Raw genomic sequence first — 23,265 nt, forward strand, 5'->3', positions numbered from 1 at the left:
GTGGCCGCCGCGGCCCGGGGCGGGGGGGGGCGCGGCTTCTCCCCCCTCCCCCCCCCCCACCCCCGCCGCCCCCCCCCGGGGGCGGGGGTCGGCGCGCGGCCCCGCCATAGGGCGGGGCTCGTCATTGCGACGGCAACCTAGGGCCGCGGGCGGATCGCATCAACCACGGCCGCGAAACGGCCGGGGCCGGGCCTTGCCTGCCCCCTCCTGCGCCCCCTGCCGCTGGTGCGGCAGGCGGGCGCTGCCGGTCAGGCGGCGGGGCGGGACGGGTTGGCGGCCTGCGTCGTGCCGGTCGTCTGCGCGCCATGCGGGGCGCCCGGCGCGGCGATGGAGCCCGCGGGCTGCGCGGGCGTCTGCGCCGCCGGGTCGGCCGCCATGGAGGCGTCCTTCACGTCGTCTTCCTTCATGTTCTGCTTGAAGGACTTGATGCCCTTGGCCAGGTCGCCCATCAGGCCGCTGATCTTGCCGCTGCCGAAGAGCAGCAGGATGACCAGCAGCACCACGAGCCAGTGCCAGATGCTGAAGGAACCCATCGTGACGCCTCGATCCCAAAGGGGCCTGCCCCCAAGGTGAATCCCTGGGGCCGGCCGGACAATTTCCAGGCGGGAGACTAGTGCGCGTCCCCGCCCGGCGCAAACCGTCACATGGCGCGTCCGTCATCTTCACACAACGGGGGGTGGACATTTTGCCGCCACGCGGCCCCTCGCCCGGCCCCTGTACCGCCAGCCCGGTGGTAGCCGTTGCCATCACGCGCCTTAGGTCGCGGTTAACGTTTCATCCCCATCATGGCGCCATAGAGCCGCGATGCGCCGGAACGCCCGTGGCCGGCGCCAAATTTCATGGATAAGGGATTGCGTGAGGGTAATGCCTCCTCTATCTCGGTCCTGATCCGGGCCCCTCTGGCGTCCGGGCGTCGCGTGCCCGATGGGCCGCCGCGCCCGTCGCGATGTCGGATCGCCAGAGAATAACACACGACCCGGCCCGGATCGTGTCCGCGCCGGGACACCCCATTCACGTCTTGTGGCCACCCCACGGATTGGCCCCAGCGGCCCGGAGCGAACAACCATGGAATTCATGATGGCCGAGTGGATCGGCAAACCCGTCTGGATGTGGGCCGGCTTCTTCACCATCGTCTTCACGCTGCTCGCCTTCGACCTTGGCGTGCTGCACAAGGAAGACAAGGAAATGGGGATCGCGGAAAGCCTCAAGCTCTCCGCCTTCTATATCTGCTTCGCCATGCTCTACGGCGGCGCGATCTGGTGGGCCTATGAAGCCGGCCACATCACGACCGAGGACGGCACCCATGCCGGCCTGACCTACTTCACCGGCTTCTTCATCGAAAAGGCGCTGTCGATCGACAACGTCTTCGTCATCAGCCTGATCTTCGGCTTCTTCGCCATCCCGCGGAAGTACCAGTACCGCGCGCTGGTCTGGGGCATCATCGCCGTCATCGTGCTGCGCGGCATCATGATCGGCATCGGCGCCGCCCTGGTGCAGGAATACAGCTGGATCCTCTACGTCTTCGGCGCCTTCCTGATCGCGACCGGCATCAAGATGCTGGTGGTGCCGGAAGGCGACCAGGACGTGTCCAAGAACCCGGTCGTGCGCTTCCTCAAGAAGCGCATGCGGGTGACGGACGAGCTGCATGGCGAGAAGTTCTTCGTCCGCCAGCCCGACCCGAAGACCGGCAAGGTCGTCGCCTGGGCGACGCCGCTCTTCCTGGCGCTGGTCGTCATCAACATCGCCGACCTCGTCTTCGCGGTGGACAGCGTGCCGGCGATCTTCGCGATCACGACCGACACCTTCGTCGTCTACACCGCGAACATCATGGCCATCCTCGGCCTGCGCGCCCTGTACTTCGCGCTGGCCGCCATGGTGCACCGCTTCCACTACCTGAAGTTCGCGCTCGCGATGGTGCTGGTGTTCATCGGCGGCAAGATCTTCTGGAACCAGATCTTCGGTAAGGTGGACCCGGCCATCTCGCTCGGCGTCACCCTGGCGATGATCGCGGGCGGCATCTTCTACAGCCTTTGGAAGACCCGCAACGACCCGCCGGTCGCCCCGGCCGCCTGACAACGCCGGGCCTGAAAGGGTCCGCACAACGGGGGCCGGCCGGCAGCGATGCCAGCCGGCCCCTTTGCGTTCCAGGCGTCGATGCCGATGCCATCCCTGCGCGCCGGGCAACACCCCTTTCGGCCGCCCGCTTCGCCCATCCTGATGCAATCAGGCGGCATGACGCCGCGCCGGCGCGCGTCGCACGGGTCGTGGCGAGCGGACGGACGGCCGAAGCTTCGCGCGGTGGCGGGGGTGGAGGCGGTAGCGGGGGCTGGCGCTCAGTGCCGGCGGAAGCGACGGGCCAGGTACAGTGTCTGCCGCCGCTCCAGCGCCCCGCGCAGTGTGGAACCGCGCATGGCGGCGAATTCCCGCGTGATGGAGTGGAAGGCGGGCTGGCGCGCGATCTCGGCGGCCTTCTCCGCCTCCATCGCGTCCAGCGCCGCCAGCACCCCGTCATTCAACTCGGCACCGTCGAGCCGTTCCAGCGCCGGATGGGCGAAGGCCGCGTCCAAGGCCGGCAGCATGGCGGGGCTGCGCATATCGGCCCAGGTGAAGACCCCGCCCGGCCGCAGCACGCGCGCCGCCTCCGCCACGAAGCGGTCCATGCGCCCGTAGCAGTGGGAGGATTCGATGTTCACCACCGCATCGAAGCTGCCGTCCGGGAAGGGCAGCGCCTCCGCGTCCCCCTGCCGGAAGACCAGGCCGGGCACGTCCCGGTTCAGCGCCCGCGCCTTGGCCACGGTGGCGGCGGAAAGGTCCACGCCGGTGACGCTGGCGGCGCCCGTGTGCCGTGCCAGCCAGGCTGCGCCGCCGCCATGGCCGCTCCCCACCTCCAGCAGCGCAGCGCCGCGCAGGTCCAGCCCCTGCACCGCCTGGTGGTACAGGCCGATGAAGGCGCGCTCCGCCTCCTCCGCCGCATCCAGCACGAAGGGCGGTCCGGGGGGAATGTAGCCGTAGTTCATGAAACGCCAGCGCGGCTGACGCCAGGCACCGGAGATCACCGTATAGGCCAGCTTCCAGCCGGCGCGCCGCAGGCGGGGGAAGGCGCCGCGCTCCGTCGCGCGCAGCATCCGGGCGAAGATCGGGCTCGGCATCAGGCCATGGCGGCGGCGGGCGCCTGCCGCTGGAGTGGCGGCGCGGCTTGCGGGGGGTCCTGCTCCAGAAGCCGCCGCCCTTCCGCCAGCAGCGCCGCATCCACGGGGCCACCGCCGCCGGCGTAGCCGGGCCGCAAATAGGCGAGGTAGGGCATGATCAGCGCATAGGCGAAGCCGGGCCGGCCGAGCAGCACCCAGGCCAGCCGCGACCGCAACCGCCAGCCGAGCTTGCCATCCTTCGCGCCCAGCAGCGTCTCCATGTTCGACACGGCCAGGCCGAACATCCGCAGGATGACGATGTTCAGGACCATGACCCTGTTCAGGTAGCGCCGCCAGGCCGGCATGCGCAGGTCCACCGCCCGCATCACCCGCAGTGCCACGGCGGAATGCTCGATCTCCTCCAGGGCGTGCCAGCGCCACAGTCGGCGATAGGCGGGCGCGGCCTGATCCATCAGCGCCGGGCGCTTGAGGATGAAGCGCGCCAGCGCGAAGGTCAGTTGTTCCATCGCGCAGGTCGCAAACAGGCGCTGTGCCGGGCTCTTCACAGCCCCCAGCACACTCGCCGATCGCGCCTCCATCGCATCCACGTCATGGCCGAAGTCGCGGATGGCGTCGTTGTAGGCCTCGTGCTCCCGCGTGTGGAAGGCTTCCTGGGCGCCGAAGGCGTGGATCGCCTCCCGCAGTGCCGGATCCTCGATGCCCGGCAGATAGGCACGGAGGGAGCGGATGAAGAACCGTTCCCCCTCCGGCAGCATCACGGCAAAGCCGTCGAAGACGGCGGAAAGCACGGGATCACCGCCGAACCAGGCGCAGTCCGCATTCTCGCGTACCCCGAAACGCAGGTTGCGCGGCACGATATCCTCGGCGGCATCCACTCGGTTCGCGCCCCTGGGTCACGGAAATGAGATGTCCGGTGGGCGATAACAAAGGAAACCGTTTTGAACAATTAAGAAATCACGGCGGAGCCGCGCCACCCCGCGTCACCGGGGCGGTCCGTCCTGCAACCCCACCAGCGCCAGGTAGCGCGGCAGGGCCCGCGGCCAGACGAACTCCGCCCGCACCCGCGCCGCGGCCCGCTCGCCCATCGCCCGCAGGCGGTCCGGTGCCGCCAGGAGGTTGCCGATGGCGGCTTCCACCGCGGCCCCATCGGCACCGTCGCAAAGCATGCCAGTCACCCCATCCTCCACCGCATCGGCCGCGCCGCCATCCAGGCCCGCGAGGGAAGGCAACCCATGCCAGGCCGCCTCCAGGTACACCAGGCCGAAGCCCTCCACCGAATTCCCCTCACGCCGCGTCGGCATGACGAAAAGGTCCACGGCCTGGAACAGCGCGGCCTTCATCGCCTCATCCACCCGCCCCAGCCAAATGACGCGGGAGGCAACGCCAAGCTCCAGGGCCAGCGCCTGCAGCCGCCCCTGGTCATCCCCGCTGCCGGCGATGAGGTAGCGAAGCCCCGGATGCCCCGCGACGAGCCCAGGCAGGGCACGCAGCACGGCATCGATCCCCTTGCGCGGCTCCAGCCGCCCGATCGTCAGCAGCACCGGTCCCTCGCCCGCCATCATGGCGCGCAGTTGCGCCGCCTCGGCCTCTCCCGGCAGGGGTTGGGGTCGGATCGGCAGGCCGATCGGCACACAGGGTACGGTGGGCGGCAGGTAGGGCCGCAGCAGGCCCGCCGTGTAGCGGGAATTGGGGGCGATGGCGGTGGCGCGGGAGAGTGCGGCCCGGATTCGCGCCGCCTTGCGCGCCGAAGGCCCTGCCGGGAATTCCATGCCATGGGCCAGGGCCAGCAGGGGCGCCACGCCGGGTGGCAGGGCCTCGATGCTCTTCCAGCTGTCGCAGATGATGGCGTGCGGCGGGCGGCGCGCCGCGGCCCGGGCGATGGCCCAGCGCTTCGCCACACGACGCAGGGGCCGGGGGCCGCCGAAGCGGCGCAGCACGAAGCCCGGCGACACGAGCTCTGCCGCATCGCCACGGATGCGATCGGCGAAGACCTCCACCGGATGGCCCGCCTCCACCAGCGCCTGGGTGAAGGCGCCCATCAGGGCCTGGATACCGCCGGTGTCCGGCGGAAAGTTCTGGGTGACCACGAAAAGCGGCGGCTTCACCATGGCCGGAGGCCAGGTCCTGTGAGACCAGCTGCGAACTCTCGCCCCCCTCTCATTCGGCCCGCCCCTTCCCCCGTCCTGGCGGCGGCCTCAGCTTTCCGGCCTCACGCCCAGGCGGCGGATCAGCCCACCCCAGCGTTCGATTTCCGCCTTCTGCAGGGCGACGAAATCGGCCGGGCTGCTGCCCACCGGCTCGAACCCGGCCGCTTCCAGGATGCGGCGCTGGTCGGGATTCTGCAGGCCGATGCGGGCCTCCGCCGCCAGGCGCGCGACGCGGTCCGGGGCCATGCCGGCGGGGCCGAACAGGCCGATCCAGGCCACCACGGGCTCCCCCGGCGCGCCGGCTTCCCGCAGCGTCGGCACCTCCGGCAATTGCGGCATCCGCGCCGGGCCGGTGACGGCCAGCGCCCGCAGCGCGCCTTCACGCACCTGGCCCGCCACACCCGCCAGCGGCGCCATGAAGACCTGGATGCGCCCCGCCACCAGGTCCAGCACCGCCTGCGCAACACCGCGGTAGGAGACGTGCACCGCCTCAAACCGCTCCGCCGCCGCCAGATCCTCCGTCGCCAGGTGGGACAGCGTGCCGGGGCCGGTTGATCCGTAATTGAGCTTGCCCGGATTGGCGCGGGCATAATCGAACAATTCACGCGCGGTCCGGGCGGGGACGGAGGGATGCACCACCAGCACGAAGGGCAGGCGGGCGAGCAGCGAGATCGGCACCAGATCCGTCGCGGGATCGTAACCCAGCGCGGGGTTCAGGATTTTCGCCGTGCTGCCGGGGCCACCGATCGTCACGCCGATGGTGTGGCCATCGGTCGCCCGCGCCACCGCTTCCGTCCCGATCGCACCGCCGCCGCCGGCGCGGTTGTCCACCACGAAGGGCTGGCCGAAGACCGTGGCGAAATGCCCCGTGACGGCGCGCGCCGCCATGTCCGGCGTCGATCCCCCGGGGAAGGAGACGATGACCCGCACCGGCCGGTCTGGCCAGGCAGGTTGGGCGGGGGCCAGACGTGGCACGGCGACCAGCGCGGCGGCGGAGGCGGCAAGGCCGCGGCGGGTGAGGCGCATGAGGAATCCTCCCGGGATGTTGCGCGGGAGAATGCCCTACCGTGGCGTTGTCCTCAACGCGCCGCGACGGCCATCTGCGCATGGACGAAGCCCCGCGCGGGAAAGGCGGTGGTGCCGAGGTCGTTGATCCGCGGATACCACACCCGCACCAGCGACCAGTCGTTCCTGGGCGAGACATCCACCACGCGCTGATCCGTCGCGATCCGCCCCCGCGCGGCGCCGGACGCCCAATTGGCGTGGTCCACCAGGACTTCCCGGCTGTTCACCACGCGGGTGACGACGGAGAGGTGCCCCGACGGCATCCGCGCCGTTCGCTGGATGACGAGCACGCTGCCCGCCCGCGGCGCTTGCCCGCGGTCATACCGCCCGGCCGCCGCATCCCACCATTGCCAGGCGTCGCCGGCCAGGCTGATGCCCGACCGGGCGCGGGCGTAGGGGACGCAGGAGATAGGCTCCCCCAACTCCGCCCGGTGCGGCGCCAGCGCGCCGGTCGCCGGGCCCGCCTGGCGGGAGGACCCGCAGGCGGCCAGGCCCAGCAGCAGCAGCATGGCAAGGACGGCGCGCATGCGCTTGTTCTAGCGCCGCAATCAGGGCGACGCCACGACGGAATCAGCCCCTTCCGCCCTATGCCACCCGCGCCGCCGGCACCGCCCGCATCCGCCCGCCCGGCAGCGCGCCCGGGATGGCGGCGGCGTAGTCGGCGGCCTGCAGCAGCTTCGTCCAATCGATGCCCGTGCTCACGCCCATCCGGCGCATCAGCCAGGCCACATCCTCGGTCGCCACATTGCCGGTCGCACCCGGCGCGAAGGGGCAGCCGCCCAACCCGCCGGCGGCGCTGTCGATCACGCGGCACCCGGCTTCCCAGGCGGCGGCGCAATTGGCGACGCCCATGCCGTAGGTGTCATGGCCATGGAAGGCCATGCGCGGCTTGCGATCCGCACCGGGCCAGGACCGGATGGCGTGGTCGAAGATGCGGCCCACCTGGTCCGGCGCCGCATTGCCGGTGGTGTCGCAGATCGCGATCTCGATGGTGGGATCCAGCGCGACGACGCGCTCCACCCAGTCCAGCGCGTCATGCTCCGACACCACGCCCTCGAACGGGCAGTGGAAGGCGCAGGAGAGGTTGAACCGCACCTTCATCCCCGAAGCCACCGCATCCCGCACGATGCCCGACAGATCCGCGAAGCTGTCCTCGCGCGACCGGTTCACATTCGCCTTGTTGTGGCTTTCCGTGACGGACATGAAGACGCCGACACGATGCGCCCCGGCATCGCGCGCCATCTCGAACCCCTTGCGGTTCGGCGCCAGCACCGTGCTCTCCAGCCCCGGCAGGGCGAGTGCCGCCTTCAGCACCGCGCCCGTATCCGCCATCTGCGGGATCGCCCGGGGGCTGACGAAGCTGCCGATCTCCATCCGCCGCAGCCCCGCGGCGTGGAGCCTGCGCACCAGCTCGATCTTCATCTCCGTGGCCACGAAGGGACCGATGGATTGCAGGCCGTCGCGCGGCGCGACCTCGCTGATGATGGCTTCCATCGCGGTCATTCCTCCCCGAGCAGTTCACGAAACACATGGTCGTTGTGCGCGCCGACCGCCGGCCCCGTCCAGCGCACCATCTCGCGCGGCTCGATGCCATCGAAGCGGAAGGGGGCGGCGGGGTGCAGCAGCGTCTCCCCCACCAGCGGGTCCGCCACCTCCATCACCGTCTGCCGGGCGCGGAAATGCGGGTCCTCCGCGCAGTCCCGCATGTCGAACAGGCGGGAGCACGGAACATCCACATCCTCCAGCCGCGCCTGCGCGTCGGCCGCCGGCAGGGTGCGGGTCCAGGCGCCGATGGCCTCGTCCAGTTCGCGGGCATTCGCGCAGCGGCCGCGATTATCGGCCATGCGGGGATCGTCGCGCAGATCCTCCCGCCCGATCAGCGTCATCAGCCGGTGGTAGATCAGGTCCGAATTGCCCGCCACGCAGAGCCATTTCCCATCCGCGCAGAGATAGGTGTTGGTCGGCGCCGCCGTCAGGATCGCCGATCCCGCGGGCTGCCTTATGGCGCCGGTCAGCCCGTATTCCGGCAGCATCCCCTCCATCAGCGAGAAGACGGAGGAGACGAGATCGACATCGATCACCCGCCCCTTCGCATCCGGATCACCCTTCACGCCCCAGCAGGCGGAAGCGACGGCGAGCGCCGCGTACATCCCCGCCAGATCGTCGCTGATGGAGACCCCGCAGCGCGGCGGCGCATGTTCCGTGACACCCGGCGTCGCCGTCAAATGCCGCAGCCCGCCCATCGCCTCCCCGATCGCGCCGAAGGCGGGCTTGTCGCGATAGGGGCCGTCCTGCCCGTAGCCGGAGACGCGGGCGATGATCAGGCGCGGATTGGCCTGGTGCAGCGCATCGGGGCCGAGGCCGATGCGCTCCAGGTAGCCGGGCCGGAAATTCTCCACCAGCGCATCGGCCCGCGCGCAGAGCTTGCGCAGTCGCTCCCGCCCCTCCGGCTTCTTCAAATCCAGCGTGACGGAAAGCTTGTTGCGGCCATGGATGCTGAACCAGACGGGATGGCCATTGTGCCGGCTGCCCCAGCCGCGGATCGGGTCGCCCTCCGGCGGCTCCACCTTGATGACCTCGGCCCCCAGATCGGCCAGCAGGCGCGTGGCGAAGGGCCCGGCGATGTAGTGGCCGAGTTCCACCACCTTGAGGCCCTGAAGCGGCAGGTTCCGCGGCGTCGTCATGCTGTGTCCCGTCCCGGCGTGGTCGTACCCCCTTACCGCAAAGCGGGCGGGTCGGCAGCCGGGGGGCCGCTCACGCGGATTCGATGGCCAGAATCGAAAAGTTGGCCCTCCGGAAAGGATCGGGAAACCAAGCTGCGCGATAACACCCTTGGGTTGCCGATCTTCGCAGCCCGTCTCTCCCTCCCGGGTGCCGGCCACTTCCCCCCGATCTTGCCGGTACCCATCAACTTGGCCGGGGCTTCCCCAGGGAAGCCCCGGCTGATTTTTTTCAGCCCGGTTTGGTCAGCCTGCTTTGTTCAGCCCGCTTTGATCAGCCCTGGCGTCCGATCCAGGCCGCCAGCAGCGCGGCCACCGACAGCAGCAGGCCGGCACCGAAGACCGCCGCATGGCTCTCCGCCGTGGCCGCGAACAGCGCCGCCAGCGCGAAGGCCGTGCCGGCCTGCGCGATCGCATAGCCCGCCGTGGCCCGCACCCAGACGATGGAAGCCTGCACGCCCGCGACCTCCCGCGCCGCCACCAGCGTCACCGCCGTGGCGCCCACGCCGGCGAAGCCGCCGAGCGGCGCCGCCAGCAGCAGCGCCGGCCACCAGGGCAGCAGCGCCGCGGCCAGGGCCACCACCTGCACCGCCATCCAGGCGGGCAGCGCGCGCCGCCCGCCGATCCGCCCCGCGATCCGCCCGCCCAGCAGCGTGCCCGCCACCGCGCCCGCGCCGAACAGCACCCAGACCAGGCTGCCCGATGTCACCGCCAGGCCGCGCCCCCGCACCGCCAGATCGGCCAGGTAGACCATCGGCGCCACCATCCCCGCGCCGGAAAGCCCGTAGGCCAGCAGCAGCCGCACGGCCCGGGGCACGCCCTGCCCGGCCCCCGGCGCGGGCACCACGGCGGGGTCCGGCCACCAGCGCCGCACCACCAGCCATATCACCAGCACGGCGACCGATAGCCCAAGCCAGGCCATCGCCAGCCCGCCCCCCAGCAGAAGCGGCACCAGCAACCCCGCCAGCATCACCCCGGTGCCGGCACCCGCCATGACCATGCCGCCCGCCAGGCCCCGCGCCTCCGCCGGCACGCTCGCCTGGACGGATGGCCCGGACAGCGCCATCAGGAACCCGCCCGCCACGCCGGCCAGAGCCCGCCACAGGCAGAACCAGGCAAGCCCTCCCTGAACCGCACAGGCGGCAAAGGACAGCGCTGCCAGCGCCATGCCCGCATCCAGCGCCCGCGGCACGCCGACGCGCCGCGCCAACCCCCGCCCCGCCATGACGCCCGCGAGGTAGCCCGCCAGGTTCGCCGCCCCCAGCAGCCCGCCACCCCCGCCATCCACCCAGCCGGCCGCGACCATGGCCGGGAACAGCGGCACATAGGCGAAGCGCGCGAGACCGATGCTGGCGCAGATCGCCCCCCAGCCCGCAACCGCCGGCCGCCACCAGGTCATCGAAGAAACGGGCCCCTGGCCCCGCCCTCAGCCCCCTTGGGCGTGGGTCGCGCGCAGCGCGCGGCGGAGCTTGGCGATGCCGGTCCGGATATGCCCGCTGTCGCAGAGCCGAAGCCCCTCCGCCGCCAGGGCCATGGCCTGCCGGTCCACCCCCTGCTGGGAGGTAAGCCGGGCGGCGAGAAGCCCGCAATACTCAGGACTGTCGGTGGTGACGCGCAGCGGCTGGTCCGCGATCGCGGGGGCGGCAAGGGCAACACCGAAGAGCAGGGACGGCAAGCGCATGCCCGGATCATGGCAAACCGCACCCGGGCCAGCCCGTGGCCTGCCCGTGAAACCGGCGTCATGCGGCAGCCCGCCAGCGCAACGATCGGCCCCCGCTGCCTGGGCTGTGCCGCTTCATCCCTTCGGCAGGCGCAGCCGCACGGTCAGCCCCGGCGGCTGTCGGCCACGCACCGTATCCTCCAGCACCACAACGCCCCCATGCAGCGCCACCACCGCGCGCACCAGCGACAGGCCGAGCCCGGACCCCGGCGTGTTGCGGGAGGTATCGGCCCGGAAGAACCGTTCCCCGGCCCGGGCGCGATCATCCGGCGCCAGGCCCGGCCCGCTATCCGCGACCGCGATCTCCACGACCCCATCCAGCACCCGCGCCGACAGCGCGACCCGCCCGCCATCCGGGGTGAACTTCAACGCGTTGTCGAGCAGGTTTGCCACGGCCTGCAGCAGCAGATCGCGGTCGCCCACCAGGTTCAGCGCCTCCGGCAGGTCCACCGCCAGTTCCTGCTCCCGCGCCTCCGCCGCCGCGCCATACAGGTCTGCCGCATCGGCCAGGGTCGGCACCATGTCCACCGGCGCGAAGGCGGCACGGCGGGCGCCGGCCTCCACCTCCGCGATGCGCAGCACCGCCTTGAAGACGCGGGCGATGCCATCGAGGTCGGCGATCCCCTGCTCCACCGCCGCGCGCAAGGCTTCCTCATCCGCCGCGTCGTTCAGCGCCTCCTCCAGCTTCGCCCGCGCCCGGGCGATGGGGGTGCGCAAATCATGCGCGATGGCGTCGGACACGCCGCGCACGCCCTCCATCAACTGCGCGATGCGGTCCAGCATCGCGTTCATCGTCATGCCCAGCCGGTCGAATTCATCCTGCCGGTCGGATAGCGGCACGCGGCGGGACAGGTCGCCGGCCCCGATCGCCGCCGCGGTCCCATAGACCGGCATCAGCCGCCGTTCGAGCGACCGTCGCAGCAGCCAGGCCCCCAGCAGCGCAATGGCGGCGGAGGAGGAAGCCGCCCATGCGATCCCCTCGCTCAGCAGCCCGCGCAGCCGCAGTTTCTCCGCGACATCGCGGCCGACCAGCAGCCGATGCTGCCCGGCGAGGTCGATGCGCAGCATCCGCGCCTCGCTCTCCGTGCCGTCGCGCAGCAGGGGCATGCGGATCCAGGGGGCATCCGCCTCCGCCTCCGGCGGCCAGACCGCCAGGTTGCCGGCCAGCACGCGGCGATCCGGGGAGAGCAGGAGGTACAGGCTCTCATTCTGCACATCGAGCGCCAGGCGATCTTCGATGGCGGCGACCAGGCCGGGCAGGCCGGCATCGCGCTGGCGTTCGACCAGGGCGGTGGCATCGGCGCGGATCGCGGCATCCGTCTGCCGGTCCAGCGCCCCGGCGGTGTTCCACCACAGCACGACGGCCGCCGCGGTGGCGGCGGCGGCGAACATGGCGGTGAACAGCAGCGCGAAGCGGCCCGACGCGCTGCGCAGCAGGCCGATCAGCGGCAAATTGGCCGGCGACGTATTCGGCATCACGTCATTCCCGGCCGGCGATCCGGCGTGCGGCGGTTCAGGCTTCCGCGCGGATCATGTAGCCGGCGTTGCGCACCGTGTGGATCAGCGGCTTGTCGAAGCCCTTGTCCAGCTTGTGGCGCAGGCGGCTGACATGAACGTCGATCACGTTGGTCTGCGGGTCGAAATGATAGTCCCAGACCTTCTCCAGCAGCATGGTGCGCGTCACCACCTGCCCGGCATGGCGCATCAGATGCTCCAGCAGCCGGAATTCCCGCGGCTGCACATCCACCTTGCGGCCACCGCGCGTCACGGTGCGGGACAGCAGGTCGAGTTCCAAATCCGCGACCTTCAGCCGCGTGGTCGGCACCTCCGCCGCCGGGCGGCGGCCCAGCGCCTCCACCCGCGCCAGCAATTCGGCGAAGGCGAAGGGTTTCGTGAGGTAGTCGTCGCCGCCGGCCTTGAGGCCCTTCACGCGTTCATCGACGGCGTTGAGCGCGGAGAGGAACAGCACGGGCGTGCGGTTGCCCTGGCCGCGCAGCGTCTCCACCAGGCGCACGCCATCGACGCCGCCGGGCAGCATGCGGTCGAGGACCAGCACGTCGAAGCTTTCGGACGCGGCCATGAACAGCCCGTCCCGGCCATTCGGCGCATGCTCCACCGTATGCCCCGCCTCCTGCAGCCCCTTCTTCACGAAGCGGGCCACCTCGGCGTCGTCCTCCACCAGAAGGATTCTCATGCCGTTCGCACCAATCCAGAGAGAAGTCGGACACTAGTCCCGGGGCGGGCCAGCGGCAACGCCCCTCTAAAACCAAGAACTTACAGCCGCGTCATCCCGTTTTCGAACGCCGTGGCGGGGGTACGGGCGCCGCGGTCGCGGGCAGCGGCGGCAGCACCAGCCCACGCAGCCCCGCGCCCAGATGCGCCGCGGGCTCCGAGGGCGGCGCGACGCGGCGGCGCGTCTCCTCCGCCTGCACGCAATCCCGCGTGCGCTCCCGGATGCCCAGCACCGGCCCGCCCTGCGCCAGGGATTGCAGCAGGCAATCGTCGAAGACCGTCAGCTCGAACCCCGCCCCGCAGCCGAAGGAGGACCGGTCCGGCCGCGCCGCCGTCAGCACCACCCGGTTGTCCCGCGCCATCGCCCCCGTGGCGAAGGACCCTGTGTAGCAGCCGGAGGCAACCACCAGCGTCGGCGCATTCCCGCAGCCGAGTTGCAGCACCTTGTCGAGCAGGTTGGGCGTCAGAACCTGGTTGCCCGGCGCGAAGACCAGGCCCGCATCCTGCGCGCCATGCATGGTCAGGAACACCAGGCACCCCTCCCCCGCCGCGGGGCGAAGCGCCTGGATGGCCTCGATCGCCGCGGGAAGGCCGCCGGGCCGGGCGCCCGACGCCACTTCCTGTGGCCGGGCGGAAAGCCGCGTCACCTGGCCGGGCACCACCACCCCGGCCGCGACCAGCCTTTCCGCCAGGGCCCTCGCGGCATTGTCCCAGACCGGCAGCGTGGGATCACCCGCCACAAGCACCGCCCGCCAGCGGATACCGACCGGCTGGGCCCCCGCCGGCTGCGCGGCCGCTGACAGGCCGGACATCGCCAGCACGGCCACCAGGCCCAACAGGGCTCTCATCCTCATGCGGCACCTCTCATCCCGGGCGGGCCAGCCTGCCAGGGTACCGGCGCCGCTTCAAATCATCCCTGCGGCTGGGCCGGGCGGCGGCCGACCTGCACGGGCAGTTCGCTCGGCCGTCCCTCCCGCAGGATGGAAAGCCGTACTGTCTGACCCGGAGTGATGGCAGCGATGCCGCGCACCAGGGCGCGGGATGTCTCGACCTTGTCGCCATTGATGGCCAGCACCTGGTCCCCCGGCCGCAGCCCCGCCCGCGCCGCCGGGCTGCCCCGCTCCACCCCCGCCACCAGCACGCCCCGCGGCACGGCGGCAGCGGCGGCAGCGGCGGGTGCTCCGCGCCGCGGCGCTTCCTCCGGCCCGCCCGCATCCTGCACCGACACGCCGAGCCACCCGCGTTCCACCCGCCCGCTGGTCCGCAGCTGGTCGATCACGCCCCGCGCCAGATCGGACGGCACCGCGAAGCCGATGCCGACGGAGGCGCCGGAGGGCGAGTAGATCGCCGTGTTGATGCCGATCACCTCCCCCGCCATGTTGAACAGCGGGCCACCGGAATTGCCGGGATTGATCGGCGCATCGGTCTGGATGAAATCGTCGAAGGGCCCGGCCCCGATCTCCCGCCCGCGCGCGGAGACGATGCCGGAGGTGATGGAGCCACCGAGCCCGAAGGGATTGCCCGCCACAAGCACCCAATTGCCGACGCGCATGGACCCCGAACTGCCCCAGGGCACGGAAGGCAGCGCGCCGCGCGCTTCCACCCGCAGCAGCGCCAGGTCGGTCAGATCGTCCATCCCGACCAGCCGCGCCTGGTATTCCTGGCCGTTCTGCAGCGCCACCACCACGCGGGTCGCGTTGCCGATGACGTGGTTGTTGGTGACGACCAGGCCGGAGGGATCGATGATGAAGCCCGACCCCGCCCCCTGTACCGGCTGGCCGCGGCCACGGAAGCGGTCGCGGAAATAACGCTCGAAGGGCGTGCCGCGCAGCTCGGACGGAATCTCGCCCCGCTGTTCGGAGGTGACGGCGATGTTCACCACCGCCGGCAGCACGCGTTCCGCCAGATCGGCGAAATCCGGCAACAACGCCCCCCGTTGCGCCCGGGCGGGCGGGACGGCGCAGCCAACCACGGGAACCAGGGCAAGGCCGGCCAGGGCACGACGGCTGAGCAAGGGGGACATGCGGGCTCCGGGGTCAGGGAACGAGAGCAGCAACAGGGGCGGATATAGTCGGTTCGCCCCTGCACGCCATGCTGGCAAAGCGGGGGCCTGGATTCACGCCCGAATTCGCGGGGGCTACGCCGTATGGCGCGGGGGCTACGCCGTATGGCGCGGCGGCGGCGGTTCGGCGCCCCAGGGCTCCTCCGGCCAGGCGTGCTTCGGGTAGCGCCCGCGCATGTCCTTGCGCACATCCGCCCAGCCGCCGCGCCAGAAGCCGGCCAGATCGGCGGTCACTGCCACCGGCCGCCCGGCGGGGGATAGCAGCGCGATATTCAGCTTCACTCGCCCTTCCGCCAGGGGCCGCAGCGACGCCAGGCCGAACAGGTGCTGGGCGCGCGCCTCCAGCGTCGGCACGTCCCGGTCATAGTCGATCGCGGCGCTGCGGCCGGCGGGAAGATCAAGGCGCGCCGGCAGCGCCGCATCCAGCCGCCGCGCCTGCGCATGGGGCAGCATCCCCCTCAGGATGGAAACCAGGTCGAGCCCCTTGGCCTCCGACAGCTTGGTCCGGCCATGCAGGTGCGGCGCGAGCCAATCCCCCGCGGTCGCCACCAGCACGGCATCCGACAGGTCCGGCCAATCGCCGGGTTCCACCCGCGCCATCCAGCCGATTCGCGCCCGCATCTGCTTCGCGCCCTCCGACCAGTCGAGGTCCCGGAACCCCCGCTCCGCGATGGCGGTGGCCAGCGCCGCCGCGACCGTCGCGGCATCGGGGGTCGCGAGGATGTGTTCCTCCAGCACCAGCGGCCCGAACATCAGGCGGCGCCGGGCGAGCACCGCGCCTGCCCGCTGGTCGAAGGCCGCTTCCTCCCGCCACCGCAGCCGGTCGGGGAAGCGGGCCTCCAGCGCCGCGCGGTCCAGCGGCGCCGCCATGCGGATGCGCGCCTCCGTGCCTTGCAGTTCCAGGTCCGCCACCGCCAGCAGCGGCGCCTTGCCCAGCCGGTCCGTGGCCGCCAGGCGCGCGCCCTGGCCCGATGCCAGGCGGAACGCGCCCTCCATCGTCCCGCGCCGCGCCGCGATCCGGTCCGGGAACCCCGCCGCCAGCAGCGGCCCGGCCTCCCCGCCCGGCAGGGCATTGCCATGCAGGCGCAGGCGGCGGCGGTGGAGCGCGGCGGCGCGGGCGATGCGGTGGATGGTGGCGCGGTCCGCATCCCGGTGATCCCCGCCATGCAGCAGTTCAAGGCGGAGGTTGATATCCGCTGGCGCCTCCCGCCCCCGGATCGGATCGCGTTCCTCCAGCAGCGCGGCGAGGTCCGCGGCCAGCGCCTTCTCCCCCTCATCCACCGCGGCGAGCAGCATCCGGGCCAGCCTCGGATGCGTACCCATGCGGGCCATGGCGCGGCCCATGGCGGTGATGCGCCCATCCTCATCCAGCGCATCGAGGTCCCGCAGCAGCGCCCGCCCGGCCGCGAGCGCGCCGGCCGGGGGCGGATCGGGGAATGAAAGCTGGGAAGGCTCCGCCCCCCAGGCCGCGCAATCCAGCGCGAGGCCCGACAGCTCCGCCTCCAGGATCTCCGGCCGGTCCTGCAGCGGCAGGCCGCGATGCAGCGCCTCCGTCCACAGCCGGATCGCGACACCCGGCGCGGTGCGCCCCGCGCGCCCCGCCCGCTGGTCCGCCGCCGCCCGGCTGATCCGCACCGTCACCAGCCGCGCCAGGCCGGAAGCGGGGTCGAGCCGGGGGGTCCGCCGGAACCCTCCATCCACCACGATCCGCACGCCGGGGACGGTCAGCGAGGTTTCGGCGATCGAGGTCGCGAGCACGACCTTGCGGCGGTCGGAGGGGTTGAGCGCCCGGTCCTGCTCGGCCGGCGGCATCTCCCCATGCAAGGGCAGCACGTCAGCCGCGATGCCGGACAGGCGTTCGGCGGTGCGGCGGATCTCCCCCCATCCCGGCAGGAAGGCCAGGACATCGCCGGGATGCTCCGCCAGCGCGGCCCGGATGGCACTCGCCATCGCCTCGGGCAGGTCGCGCGTCTCCGTGATGTCGCGCATCCGGTATTGGGTGGCGACGGGGTATTGCCGGCCCAGGCTCTCGATGACCGGACAATCGCCGAGCAGCGCCGCGAAGCGCCCCACATCCAGCGTCGCCGACATCGCCAGCAGGCGCAGTTCGGGGCGGAGTTCCTTCTGCAGATCGAGGCAGAAGGCCAGCGCCAGGTCGGTATCCAGGTTGCGCTCATGCGCCTCGTCGAACAGCACGGCGGCGACGCCATCGAGGCCGGGGTCGGATTGCAGGCGCCGCACCAGCAGCCCCTCCGTCACCACCTCCACCCGCGTGCGGTCGGACACCAGCCGGTCCAGCCTGGTCGCCAGGCCGATGGTCCCGCCGGGCTGCCCCTCCCCGATCAGATCCGCCATCCGGCGCGCGGCGGCGCGGGCGGCGACGCGCCGGGGCTCGAGGACCAGGATCTTCTGACCCTCGGCCCCCCGTTGGGCCCACGGCTCCGCCATCAGCGCGATCGGCACCAGCGTCGTCTTGCCCGCGCCAGGGGGCGCGACCAGCACGGCGTTGCTGCCGGCGCGCAGCGCCTCGGCCAGGCGCGGCAAAGCCTCGGTGACGGGAAGGTCGGCCAAGGGGGGCTTCGGCAGGTTCATGGGCTGCTGCGTAATGCGCGGCGAAACAGAAGTCACATCCGGCGATTCCCGCGAAACGGCGGCGCAACAGACGAAGCCCGCACGCAACCCGACGGTATGGGACGAAGTCGGCATCGCAACGGCCTGGTGCAGAAGGGCGTCCGAGAACGCGGCCCTGCCGCCCCAAGGACCAAGCCCGATGCGTATCGCCAGCCTCGCCGCCGCCTTCTGCCTGATGGCCCTGCCCGTCCTCGCTTCCCAGCAATCCAGCCGCGCCAACCAGAGGGATACCCAGCGCGATACGGCCGCGATGTGTCGCGCGGAATGCCTGGCGACGGCGGCTTCCCGCCCCGGTGGCGCGGCGCCCAATGCGGCGCAGGCCTGCGCGCTGCGCTGCGATGCGGCGGCGGCCTACCTCCGCAGCCAGCGGGCCCAGGGCACGGCGGAGGCAACGGGGCGCGGCGCGGTGATGCAGCCGGTGGCGATGATGAACCCCGCGCGGCCCGCCTCGGCGCGAATGGCCCGCCCGGCGGCGACGCATGGCGTGATCTATGGCGCGCGCACCCCCTCCCCCGCCTTCGGCATGGTGGTGGGCGACGCCGATCGCCTGGCCGCGCATCGCAACGCGGAGCGCGCCTGCGCCGCCGCCGGCCCCGGCTGCCGCGTGCTGGCCGAGTTCACGGAGGCCTGCGGCGCGGTGGCGCAGGGCTACCGGCGCAGCCAATGGGCGCTGTTCGTCACCAGCGACCCCAATTCCTACGTCATCACCAGCCTCTCCCCCGGTGCGGGCCCGACGCAGGACCAGGCGGAGCGCCAAGCCCTGGCGGAGTGCCGGTCCCGCGACCCGCAGGCGAATTGCCGCGTCATCGCCGCCACCTGCGCCGGCCAGCGCGGCTGAACCGCCCTTCACGGTTACACTCCGCAAGCCACCGCCGCGCTGCACCGCCGCCGTTTCGTGCTAGGGTCCGGCCATGTCGCGCCTCCCGGCCCTCCTCCTCGGCCTGTCCCTGGCCGCCCTGGCCCCCGCTGCCCTGGCGCCCCCCGCGCTGGCGGTGGAAAGCGCGCCTGTCCGCTCCCCCCGCGCCACCGTGACGCTTGCCGCCGATGTCGCCGCCGTGGCGCCGGGAGAGGCCTTCCGCCTGGGTCTCCGGCTGCGCCTGGCGGAGGGCTGGCACACCTATTGGCGCAATGCCGGCGATGCCGGCGCGCCGCCGGAGGTGACGCTGGCGCTGCCCGAAGGCGTCGCTGCCGGCACGATCCAGTGGCCGATCCCGGACCGCATCCCCTACGGCCCGCTGGTGAATTACGGCTACAAGAACGAGGTCCTGCTGCCCCTCCAGGTCAGCATCCCCGCCGCCTTCACGGGCGATACGCTGGCCGTGCGGGCGGAGGCCACCTGGCTGGTCTGCGCCGATGTCTGCATCCCCGAGGATGGCGCCTTCACCCTCACGCTGCCGGTCGCCCCCCGCGCCGTGCCATCGCCCATCGCCGCCCCCTGGTTCGAGGCCGCGGAGGCGCGGCTGGCGCGCCCCTCCCCCTGGCAGGCCCGCGCGGGCGCGGGCGGCGGGCGGGCGAGCCTGACCCTCACCGGCGCCGGCATCGGCCCGGCCGCGGTGAAGGACGCGCTGTTCTTCCCGGCCGAGCCCGGCGTGCTGGACAACACCGCCCCCCAGGCCGTGATGGTGCGGGACGGGTCGCTGACCATCGGCCTGACACTGGCGCAAGGCGTCGCCACGCCCGGATCGATCGACGGGACGGTGGTGCTGCGCGATGGCGGCGGGCAGCGCGCGGGCTTCGATGTCGCCGCAGGCGTCGGCGGGCCGCCGGAAGCGGCGGGCGGGCTGGCGCTGTGGCACGCCATGCTGCTGGCCCTGGCCGGCGGGCTGATCCTGAACCTGATGCCCTGCGTCTTCCCGGTGCTGGCGATGAAGGCCATCGGCCTCGCGCGCCTGTCGGGCGGCGCGGCGCGGGAGGTGCGGCTGCATGCCGCCAGCTACACCGCGGGGGTCCTCACCTGCTTCGCTCTGGTCGGCGGCGCGCTGATCGCGCTGCGGGCGGGCGGCAGCGCCGCCGGCTGGGGCTTCCAGTTCACCGAACCCGCCTTCGTCGCCGCCATGGCCTGGCTGATGCTGGCTGTCGGGCTGAACCTGTCCGGCGTCTTCGCCATGGGCGCCACGGTGGGCGCAGGGCAGTCGGTGGCGGGGCGCGGCGGGCATCTCGGCGCCTTCGCCACGGGCGGGCTCGCGGTGCTGCTGGCCACGCCCTGCACGGCACCCTTCATGGCCGCCGCGCTCGGCGCGGCGCTGGTCATGCCGCCGGCGGGAACCATGGCGGTGTTCCTGGCCCTCGGTCTCGGACTCGCGCTGCCCTATGCGATGCTGGGCGTGTTTCCGGCGTTGGCCCGGCTGCTGCCACGGCCCGGCGCCTGGATGGAGAGGCTGCGCCAGGGCCTGGCCTTCCCGATGTATGGCGCGGCGGCCTGGCTGGTCTGGGTGCTGGCGCAGCAGGCCGGGCCGGATGGCGTGCTGTTCGGCCTGGGCGGCGCCTTGGTGCTGGCGGCCGGGCTCTGGGGCCTTGGCTTGGCGCAGCGCGCCGGCGCGGGGCGCGGGCGGATCGCGGGCGCCATCGGCATGGGCCTCGCGGTCGTGGTCGCCGTCGCGCTGCTGCCCCGCCTCTCCGCCGCCCCCGCCGCGGCCGCCGCCGCCGATCCGGGCGCCGAGCCATGGTCCGCCGCGCGGGTCGAGGCCCTGCGCGCGGAAGGCCGCCCCGTCTTCGTCAACGCCACCGCCGCCTGGTGCATCACATGCCAGGTGAATGAACGGGTCGCGCTCCGTGCCCCTGGCGTCCGGGACGCCTTCGCTGCCCGGGGCGTCGCCTATCTCAAGGCGGATTGGACGCGCGGCGACCCCGCCATCACCGCCCTGATCCGCGACCAGGGGCGCGAAGGCGTGCCGCTGTATCTGTACTGGGCGCCCGGCGCCGCCGCGCCGGCGGTGCTGCCGCAGATCCTGACCGAGGGCCTTGTCCTCCAGGCCCTGGGCGGCGGCGTGTAAACACTCCGGTCATGCATCCCGCGCAGGGTGCGGCGCATGATCCGCGCATTGTCCGTGCTTTTCGCCCTGGCCGCGTCGTCCCTTCCCGCTTTCGCGCAGCAGCCCCCGGCCTGCGGGCCGCAGCGCGCGGGCACGGTCGCCTGCATGTCGGGCAAGCTGTGCGAATGCCGGTATGAACGCGGCGGCAGCATCACCGGCGTCCCATCCGGCCACCGCTGGGATTGCGGCATCCTCCGCCCTTCCTGCGGAGAGGCCCTGGCCCCGCCCACCGTCCCCAACCAGCAGATGTCGCCCATGCCGTTCCAGCCGCAGATCCTGATCGACCCGCGCCAGCCGCGGGGCGGCTACCCGTACCGCTGAATTGCACCGGCTCGCGGAGCACCCCTAGCATCCGGGGTGATGCACCCCGCCCCGCCGCGCGACCGACCGAGCAACCACGCGTGGATCATGCTGGGGGGCGCCTTCCTGGCCTTCAGCATCGGCGCCAGCCTGATGCACGCCTACACCGTCTTCCTGCTGGCCTTCATCGCGGAATTCGGCTGGACGCGGGCGGAAGCCAGCCTGGCCTATTCCGTCGCGCAGCTGGTGGCGGGGCTGAGTTCGCCGCTGATCGGCTACCTGGTGGATCGGATCGGCCCGTCGCGCATGGTGCTGCTGGGGTCGGGGCTGCTGCTGGCGGGGCTGGTTGGCACGTCCCAGGCCGGGGCGCTGTGGCAGGTGGTGCTGCTGTATGGCGTGGTGATGACGGTCGGCGCCAATTGCCTGGGCCTGCTGGTCTTCGTGCCGCTGGTGGCGGGGCTGTTCCCGGGGCGGCGGGGCATGGCCATCTCCGTCCTGCAATCCGCCAATGCCTTCGGCCGCGCCGTCTCCGCCCCCGTGGCGCAGATGCTGATCAGCGGCATCGGCTGGCGGATGGCCACCCTGGTGGAGGCCGCGGCCCTGGCCGCCGTGACCTTGCCGCTGGCCGCGCTGTTCCGCCGCAAGCCACCCATCCCCGCAGGCGGCACCCCCGCCCCGCCCGCCGCCGCCGGCCAGCAATGGACCCTGGCGGAGGCCGTGCGCACGCGGCGTTTCTGGGTGCTGTTCCTGGTCTACATGCTGACCAGCGTGGGCAGCTTCCTCGTCTCCCTCCACCAGATCGCCTTCGCGGTGGATGCGGGGTTCGACCCGCTCTATGCCGCCGGCGTGCTGGGCGCGGGCGCCTTCCTGGCGCTGCCCGGCGTGATCCTGACCGGCATGATGTCCGACCATATCGGGCGGGAGATGTCGGCCTTGCTGGCCTACGGCATCTCCATCATCGGCTGCCTCTGCGCGCTGGCCATCACCGGGCCGGGCGACCACGTCCTGCTGTGGCTGCACGCGGTGCTGTTCGGGCTGACCTGGGGGGCGCGGGGCCCGGCCATCACGGCCAAGACGGCGGACCTGTTCCCGGGGCCGCGACTCGGCACCATCCTCGGCGTCATCACCGTGGGGTCGGGGCTGGGGGCGGCGCTCGGGTCCTGGGGGGCGGGCCTGGTCTTCGACCTGTCCGGCAGCTACCGCTTGGCCTTCCTGCTCTCCATCGCCGCCTATGTGGCGGGCGCGGCCTGCTTCTGGTCGCTCCGGCGGTGGCCTGGCAAGGGCAGTGTCTAGAAGTCATTGAATCTATAGCAGGAAATGCGTCCAGATGATTCCATCTGAACGAATATTGCTCTAGCTGCCCTCAATCGCCGGGCGCCGGCTGCGCCAGCTTGGCTTCGCCGGACTGCCGGCGGGCGGCATCCGCGGCCTCGCCCGCCTGTGGCGGGCGCCAGGTGCCGACTACTTGCGGCCGCGCGGCGCCGGTGCGGCGGCCGGCGCCGGCGGCAGGTCTTCCTCGAGGATGCTGAGCGTGACGGCGTAGGAGACCTCGCCCTCCTCATCGTCGCGATGGACGGTGCCGATCACCTCGCCCTCCACCGCGACCTCCACCGTCAGGCCCGGCCGGGGCGGGGCGATGAGCGTGACCCGGTCCGAACCCAGGATGCGGCGCAGATAGGCCTGCACGCGCGCGATTTCGGTCGGCTTCATCCCGGTAACACTCCCATGACAGCGATCGGGCGCCCCTATGCACCGCCGGACGCCGCCGGTCGAGGCACGCAGCCCAGGCCCTTTCTCAGAAAGCGGGCTTGCCCGTCATTTTGGCGAAGACCATCCGGTCCCGGTTCTCCTGCATCAGCATGGTGAAGCCGGTGATGGTATCGAGGCCAAGGCCCCGCGGCAGGCCGGTATCGGGGTCCGGCTGCACGTCGCCATAGGCGGCGCCGGTCATCTTCTCCCACTTCCCCGCGGGCTTCTTCACCTCGACATGCACGACGGTGGCCTTGAGCACCAGGCGCACGATCGCTTCCTTCGGCGATCGCGGCTTGGTCAGGCTCGGCATGCCCGCCATCATCGTCCAGCCATTGGACAGCGCCCAGGCCGTGAGTTCTTCCTTGGTCATGGCGCGCGGCCCCTGCGATGAAGCCCCGCTATGGGCCGCCCGGCCGCGGCGGGTCAATCATCGCGGTCACTCGATCGGCGGGCGC

At 72.3% G+C, this 23,265-nt stretch carries 22 protein-coding genes; 5 read left to right on the forward strand and 17 right to left on the reverse strand.

Going from position 1 to position 23,265, the window contains the following annotated elements; all coding sequences use genetic code 11:
- Positions 1 to 248: 248 nt before the first annotated feature.
- A complete protein-coding gene (locus tag ACTIE5_RS21860; RefSeq protein WP_439551841.1) occupies positions 249 to 533 on the reverse strand; it encodes a twin-arginine translocase TatA/TatE family subunit in 285 nt (94 codons plus the stop codon).
- A gap of 532 nt (positions 534 to 1,065) precedes the next feature.
- Here ACTIE5_RS21860 and ACTIE5_RS21865 point away from each other — a divergent pair.
- Positions 1,066 to 2,073 carry a TerC family protein gene (locus ACTIE5_RS21865; protein ID WP_439551842.1) on the forward strand — a complete coding sequence of 336 codons (1,008 nt, stop codon included), beginning with the start codon at positions 1,066 to 1,068 and terminating at the stop codon, positions 2,071 to 2,073.
- A 260-nt stretch (positions 2,074 to 2,333) separates the two neighbouring features.
- On the opposite strand, the gene ACTIE5_RS21870 is transcribed toward ACTIE5_RS21865, so the two are convergent.
- From ACTIE5_RS21870 to hrpB, 14 genes are all read right to left on the reverse strand, one after another.
- The gene (locus ACTIE5_RS21870; RefSeq protein WP_439551843.1) at positions 2,334 to 3,149 is read right to left on the reverse strand and encodes a methyltransferase domain-containing protein; all 816 of its coding nucleotides are present in this window, start codon (positions 3,147 to 3,149) and stop codon (positions 2,334 to 2,336) included.
- On the reverse strand, positions 3,149 to 4,024 hold the full coding sequence (locus ACTIE5_RS21875) for a metal-dependent hydrolase (protein WP_439551844.1): 876 nt from the start codon (positions 4,022 to 4,024) through the stop codon (positions 3,149 to 3,151). Before ACTIE5_RS21875 ends, ACTIE5_RS21870 begins: the two co-directional genes overlap by 1 nt.
- Positions 4,025 to 4,129: 105 nt before the next feature.
- Positions 4,130 to 5,257, reverse strand: a complete 1,128-nt coding sequence (locus tag ACTIE5_RS21880) for a glycosyltransferase family 4 protein (RefSeq protein ID WP_439551845.1) — start codon at positions 5,255 to 5,257, stop codon at positions 4,130 to 4,132.
- 87 nt (positions 5,258 to 5,344) lie between these two features.
- Positions 5,345 to 6,322 (reverse strand): Bug family tripartite tricarboxylate transporter substrate binding protein, encoded by a 978-nt coding sequence (locus ACTIE5_RS21885; RefSeq protein ID WP_439551846.1) that lies wholly within the window; start codon positions 6,320 to 6,322, stop codon positions 5,345 to 5,347.
- A 53-nt stretch (positions 6,323 to 6,375) separates the two neighbouring features.
- Positions 6,376 to 6,888, reverse strand: a complete 513-nt coding sequence (locus ACTIE5_RS21890; protein WP_439551847.1) for a CHAP domain-containing protein — start codon at positions 6,886 to 6,888, stop codon at positions 6,376 to 6,378.
- Between the two features lie 58 nt (positions 6,889 to 6,946).
- Positions 6,947 to 7,855 (reverse strand): hydroxymethylglutaryl-CoA lyase, encoded by a 909-nt coding sequence (locus ACTIE5_RS21895; protein ID WP_439551848.1) that lies wholly within the window; start codon positions 7,853 to 7,855, stop codon positions 6,947 to 6,949.
- 5 nt (positions 7,856 to 7,860) lie between these two features.
- On the reverse strand, positions 7,861 to 9,045 hold the full coding sequence (locus tag ACTIE5_RS21900; RefSeq protein WP_439551849.1) for a CaiB/BaiF CoA transferase family protein: 1,185 nt from the start codon (positions 9,043 to 9,045) through the stop codon (positions 7,861 to 7,863).
- 310 nt (positions 9,046 to 9,355) lie between these two features.
- Entirely contained in the window at positions 9,356 to 10,480 is a 1,125-nt protein-coding gene (locus tag ACTIE5_RS21905; protein WP_439551850.1) for a YbfB/YjiJ family MFS transporter, read from the reverse strand.
- Positions 10,481 to 10,507: 27 nt separating this feature from the next.
- Positions 10,508 to 10,762 (reverse strand): hypothetical protein, encoded by a 255-nt coding sequence (locus tag ACTIE5_RS21910; RefSeq protein ID WP_439551851.1) that lies wholly within the window; start codon positions 10,760 to 10,762, stop codon positions 10,508 to 10,510.
- Positions 10,763 to 10,876: 114 nt separating this feature from the next.
- The gene (locus ACTIE5_RS21915; protein WP_439551852.1) at positions 10,877 to 12,277 is read right to left on the reverse strand and encodes an ATP-binding protein; all 1,401 of its coding nucleotides are present in this window, start codon (positions 12,275 to 12,277) and stop codon (positions 10,877 to 10,879) included.
- A 37-nt stretch (positions 12,278 to 12,314) separates the two neighbouring features.
- Positions 12,315 to 12,995: a winged helix-turn-helix domain-containing protein gene (locus ACTIE5_RS21920; protein WP_092955877.1), complete on the reverse strand. Its 681-nt coding sequence runs from the start codon at positions 12,993 to 12,995 to the stop codon at positions 12,315 to 12,317.
- Between the two features lie 91 nt (positions 12,996 to 13,086).
- Complete coding sequence (locus ACTIE5_RS21925; RefSeq protein WP_439551853.1) at positions 13,087 to 13,887, reverse strand: C13 family peptidase; 801 nt, start codon at positions 13,885 to 13,887, stop codon at positions 13,087 to 13,089.
- Between the two features lie 56 nt (positions 13,888 to 13,943).
- Positions 13,944 to 15,056: a trypsin-like peptidase domain-containing protein gene (locus ACTIE5_RS21930; protein ID WP_439551854.1), complete on the reverse strand. Its 1,113-nt coding sequence runs from the start codon at positions 15,054 to 15,056 to the stop codon at positions 13,944 to 13,946.
- A 135-nt stretch (positions 15,057 to 15,191) separates the two neighbouring features.
- Entirely contained in the window at positions 15,192 to 17,687 is a 2,496-nt protein-coding gene (hrpB, locus tag ACTIE5_RS21935) for an ATP-dependent helicase HrpB (RefSeq protein WP_439551855.1), read from the reverse strand.
- A gap of 178 nt (positions 17,688 to 17,865) precedes the next feature.
- Here hrpB and ACTIE5_RS21940 point away from each other — a divergent pair, with 178 nt between their 5' ends.
- The 4 genes from ACTIE5_RS21940 to ACTIE5_RS21955 all read left to right on the forward strand — a co-directional run bounded on the left by ACTIE5_RS21940 (position 17,866) and on the right by ACTIE5_RS21955 (position 22,351).
- The gene (locus ACTIE5_RS21940) at positions 17,866 to 18,564 is read left to right on the forward strand and encodes a DUF4189 domain-containing protein (protein WP_439551856.1); all 699 of its coding nucleotides are present in this window, start codon (positions 17,866 to 17,868) and stop codon (positions 18,562 to 18,564) included.
- 73 nt (positions 18,565 to 18,637) lie between these two features.
- Complete coding sequence (locus ACTIE5_RS21945; RefSeq protein ID WP_439551857.1) at positions 18,638 to 20,719, forward strand: protein-disulfide reductase DsbD family protein; 2,082 nt, start codon at positions 18,638 to 18,640, stop codon at positions 20,717 to 20,719.
- 36 nt (positions 20,720 to 20,755) lie between these two features.
- Positions 20,756 to 21,079, forward strand: coding sequence for a hypothetical protein (locus ACTIE5_RS21950; RefSeq protein ID WP_439551858.1), 324 nt, complete (start codon positions 20,756 to 20,758; stop codon positions 21,077 to 21,079).
- 39 nt (positions 21,080 to 21,118) lie between these two features.
- Positions 21,119 to 22,351 carry an MFS transporter gene (locus ACTIE5_RS21955; protein ID WP_439551859.1) on the forward strand — a complete coding sequence of 411 codons (1,233 nt, stop codon included), beginning with the start codon at positions 21,119 to 21,121 and terminating at the stop codon, positions 22,349 to 22,351.
- Between the two features lie 168 nt (positions 22,352 to 22,519).
- Here the strand turns inward: ACTIE5_RS21955 and ACTIE5_RS21960 are convergent, their stop codons facing one another.
- The gene (locus tag ACTIE5_RS21960) at positions 22,520 to 22,768 is read right to left on the reverse strand and encodes a DUF3126 family protein (protein ID WP_439551860.1); all 249 of its coding nucleotides are present in this window, start codon (positions 22,766 to 22,768) and stop codon (positions 22,520 to 22,522) included.
- A gap of 85 nt (positions 22,769 to 22,853) precedes the next feature.
- Positions 22,854 to 23,180, reverse strand: coding sequence for a hypothetical protein (locus ACTIE5_RS21965; RefSeq protein WP_439551861.1), 327 nt, complete (start codon positions 23,178 to 23,180; stop codon positions 22,854 to 22,856).
- Between the last annotated feature and the right edge of the window lie 85 nt (positions 23,181 to 23,265).

The sequence above is a fragment of the Falsiroseomonas sp. genome (assembly GCF_051859025.1).
In the GTDB taxonomy this organism is placed as follows: Bacteria; Pseudomonadota; Alphaproteobacteria; order Acetobacterales; family Acetobacteraceae; genus Falsiroseomonas.

What these genes read in the sequence shown, in the direction of transcription:
- ACTIE5_RS21860 (WP_439551841.1), bottom strand. Translation starts at nt 533, where the DNA reads ATGGGTTCCTTCAGCATCTGGCACTGGCTCGTGGTGCTGCTGGTCATC.
- ACTIE5_RS21865 (WP_439551842.1), top strand. Translation starts at nt 1,066, where the DNA reads ATGGAATTCATGATGGCCGAGTGGATCGGCAAACCCGTCTGGATGTGG.
- ACTIE5_RS21870 (WP_439551843.1), bottom strand. Translation starts at nt 3,149, where the DNA reads ATGCCGAGCCCGATCTTCGCCCGGATGCTGCGCGCGACGGAGCGCGGC.
- ACTIE5_RS21880 (WP_439551845.1), bottom strand. Translation starts at nt 5,257, where the DNA reads ATGGTGAAGCCGCCGCTTTTCGTGGTCACCCAGAACTTTCCGCCGGAC.
- ACTIE5_RS21885 (WP_439551846.1), bottom strand. Translation starts at nt 6,322, where the DNA reads ATGCGCCTCACCCGCCGCGGCCTTGCCGCCTCCGCCGCCGCGCTGGTC.
- ACTIE5_RS21890 (WP_439551847.1), bottom strand. Translation starts at nt 6,888, where the DNA reads ATGCGCGCCGTCCTTGCCATGCTGCTGCTGCTGGGCCTGGCCGCCTGC.
- ACTIE5_RS21895 (WP_439551848.1), bottom strand. Translation starts at nt 7,855, where the DNA reads ATGGAAGCCATCATCAGCGAGGTCGCGCCGCGCGACGGCCTGCAATCC.
- ACTIE5_RS21900 (WP_439551849.1), bottom strand. Translation starts at nt 9,045, where the DNA reads ATGACGACGCCGCGGAACCTGCCGCTTCAGGGCCTCAAGGTGGTGGAA.
- ACTIE5_RS21905 (WP_439551850.1), bottom strand. Translation starts at nt 10,480, where the DNA reads ATGACCTGGTGGCGGCCGGCGGTTGCGGGCTGGGGGGCGATCTGCGCC.
- ACTIE5_RS21910 (WP_439551851.1), bottom strand. Translation starts at nt 10,762, where the DNA reads ATGCGCTTGCCGTCCCTGCTCTTCGGTGTTGCCCTTGCCGCCCCCGCG.
- ACTIE5_RS21915 (WP_439551852.1), bottom strand. Translation starts at nt 12,277, where the DNA reads ATGCCGAATACGTCGCCGGCCAATTTGCCGCTGATCGGCCTGCTGCGC.
- ACTIE5_RS21920 (WP_092955877.1), bottom strand. Translation starts at nt 12,995, where the DNA reads ATGAGAATCCTTCTGGTGGAGGACGACGCCGAGGTGGCCCGCTTCGTG.
- ACTIE5_RS21925 (WP_439551853.1), bottom strand. Translation starts at nt 13,887, where the DNA reads ATGAGGATGAGAGCCCTGTTGGGCCTGGTGGCCGTGCTGGCGATGTCC.
- ACTIE5_RS21930 (WP_439551854.1), bottom strand. Translation starts at nt 15,056, where the DNA reads ATGTCCCCCTTGCTCAGCCGTCGTGCCCTGGCCGGCCTTGCCCTGGTT.
- hrpB (WP_439551855.1), bottom strand. Translation starts at nt 17,687, where the DNA reads ATGAACCTGCCGAAGCCCCCCTTGGCCGACCTTCCCGTCACCGAGGCT.
- ACTIE5_RS21940 (WP_439551856.1), top strand. Translation starts at nt 17,866, where the DNA reads ATGCGTATCGCCAGCCTCGCCGCCGCCTTCTGCCTGATGGCCCTGCCC.
- ACTIE5_RS21945 (WP_439551857.1), top strand. Translation starts at nt 18,638, where the DNA reads ATGTCGCGCCTCCCGGCCCTCCTCCTCGGCCTGTCCCTGGCCGCCCTG.
- ACTIE5_RS21950 (WP_439551858.1), top strand. Translation starts at nt 20,756, where the DNA reads ATGATCCGCGCATTGTCCGTGCTTTTCGCCCTGGCCGCGTCGTCCCTT.
- ACTIE5_RS21955 (WP_439551859.1), top strand. Translation starts at nt 21,119, where the DNA reads ATGCACCCCGCCCCGCCGCGCGACCGACCGAGCAACCACGCGTGGATC.
- ACTIE5_RS21960 (WP_439551860.1), bottom strand. Translation starts at nt 22,768, where the DNA reads ATGAAGCCGACCGAAATCGCGCGCGTGCAGGCCTATCTGCGCCGCATC.
- ACTIE5_RS21965 (WP_439551861.1), bottom strand. Translation starts at nt 23,180, where the DNA reads ATGACCAAGGAAGAACTCACGGCCTGGGCGCTGTCCAATGGCTGGACG.